The sequence below is a fragment of the Rhizobacter sp. P2_H2 genome, from assembly GCF_056403375.1.
Genome location: NZ_JBFUFP010000447.1, coordinates 1 through 4,249, shown reverse-complemented (window position 1 = coordinate 4,249; position 4,249 = coordinate 1). Strand labels below are relative to the sequence as shown.

Here is a 4,249-nt window from a genome sequence, read left to right as displayed (position 1 = left end):
GTGCTGCACCAGCTCGCCGGGCCCGACGGCGAGCCGGTCGCTCCCAACTTCCAGATCGGCGACCTGATGGGCGGCACGCAGGCCGCGGTGGCGGGCATCCTCGCCGCCTTGCTCGCGGTGCAGCGCAGCGGCGCCGGGCGCCATGTCGACATCTCGATGACCCATGAAGTGCGCCGCCACCAGGTGCTGGCCGACGTGGTGGTCGCACAGACCGGCCGGGCGCCGGTGCCGGGCCGCGACCTGCTGTCCGGCGGTGCGCCGTGCTACGGCGTCTACCGCACCGCCGACGGCCGCCACCTCGCAATCGGCGCGCTGGAGCTGCCGTTCTGGCAGCGCTTGTGCGTGGCGCTCGGGCGGCCTGAGTGGTCGGACCGGCATTGGTCGCTCGGGCTGCAGGTCGGCAGCACCGAGTCGCTGGCCTTGCGCGATGCGCTGGCGGCCCTGGTGTTAACCCGAACCTTGTCCGACTGGTGGGCGTTGCTGGAACCGGTCGATGGCTGCGTCACACCGGTGCTGCGGCTTGACGAATGTCACGCTCATGCGCTGTTCGTAAATAAACGCTGAGGTTTCGTCAACGAGCGTGCTCGAGCCGCCGTTGTGCCTCCCGAGCGTGTTGCTCGACCTTTGCAAAGGAGCCCCCCATGACCAAACTCATCGCCGCGCTGATCGCCGCCACCTTCTCGCTGGGCGCATTCGCCCAAGCTGCTTCGGCCCCGGCCGCTGCAGCCCCGGCTGCCAAGGAAGCGGCTCCGGCCGCTGCCGACAAGAAGGCCGCCAAGAAGCCGGCCAAGAAGGCCGCCAAGAAGAAGGCTGAAAAGAAGGCCGCCTGAGATCCAGGCAGCTTTCCGGGCGTCAGCGCCCAAAGGCACAAGGAACCCGGCTCAGGCCGGGTTTTTTGTGGGCGGGTCTTAGGAGGACAGCAGGTGCAGCAACTGAGGCACCAGGCGCTCCAGCACTGACAACGCAAGCTTTACATCGGTCTCGCTGGGCTCGATGCCCTGGTACTGGTTGTTGCGCAGGTCGCGAATGGCATCGAGCTGGTCGAAGACAGCTTGGGTCACACCGGCGTATGCGCATGCTGCTTCGAGCGTCTGCACGTGGTGCCCCTCCGCACCGCCGGCACGCCAGCCGCGCGAGGACAGGATGGCCAGGCTGAGATTGAGGATGGCGTCGTAGGCGGCCCCCAGGCGGGTTGTCGTTGAATTCTCCTGGCGCTGGGCGTCGGCAATCTTGCCTTTGCTGATTCCGATCCAGCCTTGGATGGAGGTGCGGTTCACAGGCGCCCTGTGGAACACCTTGCTTCCCTCGTTGTAGAAGTCCTCAGCCTTGCGCAGCATTCAACTCTCCCTGGAGTGTGATGACGGGGTTGCGCAAGACTTCTGCGACGAACTCGTCTCCCGATCGTTTCGCTTCGGCCCATTGGTTCGCTGTGAAGGTCACCACGTTGACCGCGCGTCCGAGCGTGCGGCCTGCCGCCTTGAAATGAGCCTGGGCCTGCAGGCGGGAGGCATCGGTCACGAGCAGCAGGTCGATGTCGCTGCCCGCCTGGGCTTCGCCTCGAGCCGTGGAACCGAACACGGCTGCGGCGCTGACCGGGGCGTCGAGTTCAGCCAGGCGTTCGCGAAGCACGCGGACGACCTCGTTGTCCTGCTGGAGCAGCGCGCGCAATGGCGCGAGTGCCGGGCTCATCGAGGCGGCGTAGAGCGTCTGCCGGATTCCCGTGCGCCGTTCCAGCAGGCCGATGTCGGCCCAACGGCGAAGCCAGCGCGAGAGATTGCCTGGGTCCACCCCGGTCTCGGCGGCCAGTTCACGGGGCCCGTAGCCCTTGTCGGGATGCTCGAAAAGACAGCGCAATGCCTTGTAGCGACCGGCGCCTCCGAGGAGTTCGGACATGAGCTCGGTGTTCATGCACCGGTGTCCCGTGCTTCACTGCTTTGCATGTTGGTCATTCAACAACATTTGATGTCGAATGTACAACATTCTTTCGATTCGACTCACGACGTGAGTCGAAGCCAGGGGCGCCTCAAGTACCGGCGATCAGGCCCTCAGCCGCGGCTTCGCCGCCTCCACCGCGGTCGCAAACGGCCGGCTCGACGCGATGCGTTGCCACTTGCGCTCGTCCCAGGTCTGCGGCCCGGTCAGCGTCCAGCGAGCAATCGTGTCGCTCAGCTCGGCACGGGGCACGCGGCCGAACACCGGCAGCGATGGCTTCAGCAGGCGCAGCCCGCGGCGCAGCCGGCCGGGCAACGGTGCGTGCGATTCATGGCCCCAGTAGACGCAGCGCTTGTCGGCCCAGAAGGCCAGCCGCTCGAAATGCACGCGTCCGGCAAAACCGGTGTTCGCCGGCAGCAGCAGGAATTCATCGGGGAGCTCCACCACCGAGTACGACAGGTCGCCCAGGTGTTCGCCGCTGCCGTGCTGCACGAAGATCACGCGCTGAACGTCGGCGGCCTTGAAGCGGTCGACTTCGGCATCGTCATGAAAAACGACGATGTCCGGCCCTTGCCAGGCCGTATGCCAGGTGCTGTCCATGGGGTGTGTCTCTCGAGTCGAATGGGCGGGCGTCGACGGTACGCCCCATGACGGCTCGAGATGTATCCAGACGCGTCAGCTTGCAGGCGCAGCCCGCCACTCGCCGAACAACTGGATACAAATCAGGCTGTCTGTGAGTGCCGACTCCCTCGGCAACTGACAGACAGCCGAGACTTCAGCGTTTGGGCTGGGTCAGACGCGGGGCCGGCTTGGCGCCGCCTTCGCGGCGCGGACCATTGCCCGGCTGCTGCGGACGCGGGCCGCTCGGACGCGCGGCCGACGGAGCGGGTGCCTGGCCGCCACCGGTGCGGCCCTGGCCGCCACCGTTGCTACCACCGCCAGCGCCGGATCGCGCGGGGGCCGATCCACCACCGCCGCGGCTGTCGCGCCCGCGGCCGCCGCCACCGCCGTGGCCACCGCCACCACCCGCACCACGGCCACCACCACCGCCACCACCGGCATGCCGATGGCCACCGCGGCCGGCGCCTTCGCCGATCACCATGCGGCCGAGCACGATCGGCTCGGGGCGCTCATTGGCACTCGGCTCGAAGCCCGGCACGTTCTCCTTCGGGATCTCGCGCTTGATCAGCTTCTCGATGTCGCGCAGGAAGCCGTTCTCGTCGACGCACACCAGCGACACCGCCTCGCCCTGCGCACCCGCGCGGCCGGTGCGGCCGATGCGGTGCACGTAGTCCTCGGGCACGTTCGGCAGCTCGAAGTTGACGACGTGCGGCAGCTGGTCGATGTCGATGCCGCGCGCTGCGATGTCGGTCGCCACCAGCACCTGCAGGTCGCCGGTCTTGAAGTCGGCCAGCGCCTTGGTGCGCGCGCTCTGGCTCTTGTTGCCGTGGATCGCCATCGCGCTGATGTCCTGCTTCAGCAGGTGCTCGACCAGCCGGTTCGCACCGTGCTTCATGCGCGTGAAGACCAGCACCTGGTTCCAGTCGTTCGACTTGATCAGGTGCGTCAGCAGCTCCTTCTTCATCTCGCGGCCGACCGGGTGCACCTTCTGCGCGATCGCGTCGTTGGTCTGGTTGCGGCGCGCCACCTCGATCAGCGCCGGCTTGTTCAGCAGGCGGTCGGCGAGCGTCTTGATCTCGTCGCTGAAGGTGGCCGAGAACAGCAGGCTCWGCTTCTGCGCCGGCACGATGGCCAGCACCTTCTTGATGTCGTGGATGAAGCCCATGTCGAGCATGCGATCGGCTTCGTCGAGCACGAAGATCTCGACGTGGCTCAGGTCGAGCGTGCGCTGCTGGTGGTGGTCGAGCAGGCGGCCGGGCGTGGCCACCAGGATGTCGACGCCCTTGCGCAGGCGGTCGATCTGCGGCTGCATGCCGACGCCGCCGAACATCACCATCGAGGTGAGTTGCAGGTATTTGCCGTAGGTGCGCACGCTCTCTTCGACCTGCGCCGCGAGTTCGCGCGTGGGGGTCAGGATCAGGGCGCGGATCGGCAGCTTGCCGCGTGCGTCGCGCACCGCCGGCTTGGCCGACAGGCGCTGCAGCATCGGCAGCGTGAAGCCGGCGGTCTTGCCGGTGCCGGTCTGGGCGCCGGCGAGCAGGTCGCCGCCGGACAGCACGGCCGGGATGGCCTGTGCCTGGATGGGAGTGGGAACGGTGTAGCCCTGTTCGTGAACGGCACGCAGCAGGGGCTCGGACAGGCCGAGGGTGTCAAAAGACATGGGGATCCATCAGGAGATCGGCCCGTCGCCGAGTAC

At 67.5% G+C, this 4,249-nt stretch carries 6 protein-coding genes; 2 read left to right on the top strand and 4 right to left on the bottom strand.

Annotated features, from left to right (window positions below):
- Positions 1-564, top strand: a 564-nt coding sequence (locus tag AC1D15_RS20070) for a CoA transferase (protein WP_477827356.1), incomplete at its 5' end; no start/stop codon positions are given.
- 77 nt (positions 565-641) lie between these two features.
- A complete protein-coding gene (locus AC1D15_RS20065) occupies positions 642-830 on the top strand; it encodes a hypothetical protein (RefSeq protein ID WP_465111039.1) in 189 nt (62 codons plus the stop codon).
- 78 nt (positions 831-908) lie between these two features.
- On the opposite strand, the gene AC1D15_RS20060 is transcribed toward AC1D15_RS20065, so the two are convergent.
- The 4 genes from AC1D15_RS20060 to AC1D15_RS20045 all read right to left on the bottom strand — a co-directional run bounded on the left by AC1D15_RS20060 (position 909) and on the right by AC1D15_RS20045 (position 4,213).
- Positions 909-1,337, bottom strand: coding sequence for a hypothetical protein (locus AC1D15_RS20060; protein ID WP_465111040.1), 429 nt, complete (start codon positions 1,335-1,337; stop codon positions 909-911).
- Positions 1,321-1,908, bottom strand: a complete 588-nt coding sequence (locus AC1D15_RS20055; protein ID WP_465111041.1) for a nucleotidyltransferase domain-containing protein — start codon at positions 1,906-1,908, stop codon at positions 1,321-1,323. The genes AC1D15_RS20060 and AC1D15_RS20055 overlap by 17 nt, the downstream gene beginning before the upstream one ends.
- A 129-nt stretch (positions 1,909-2,037) precedes the next feature.
- Positions 2,038-2,532, bottom strand: a complete 495-nt coding sequence (locus tag AC1D15_RS20050) for a hypothetical protein (RefSeq protein ID WP_047500464.1) — start codon at positions 2,530-2,532, stop codon at positions 2,038-2,040.
- 175 nt (positions 2,533-2,707) lie between these two features.
- Entirely contained in the window at positions 2,708-4,213 is a 1,506-nt protein-coding gene (locus AC1D15_RS20045) for a DEAD/DEAH box helicase (protein ID WP_477827355.1), read from the bottom strand.
- Positions 4,214-4,249: the final 36 nt, after the last annotated feature.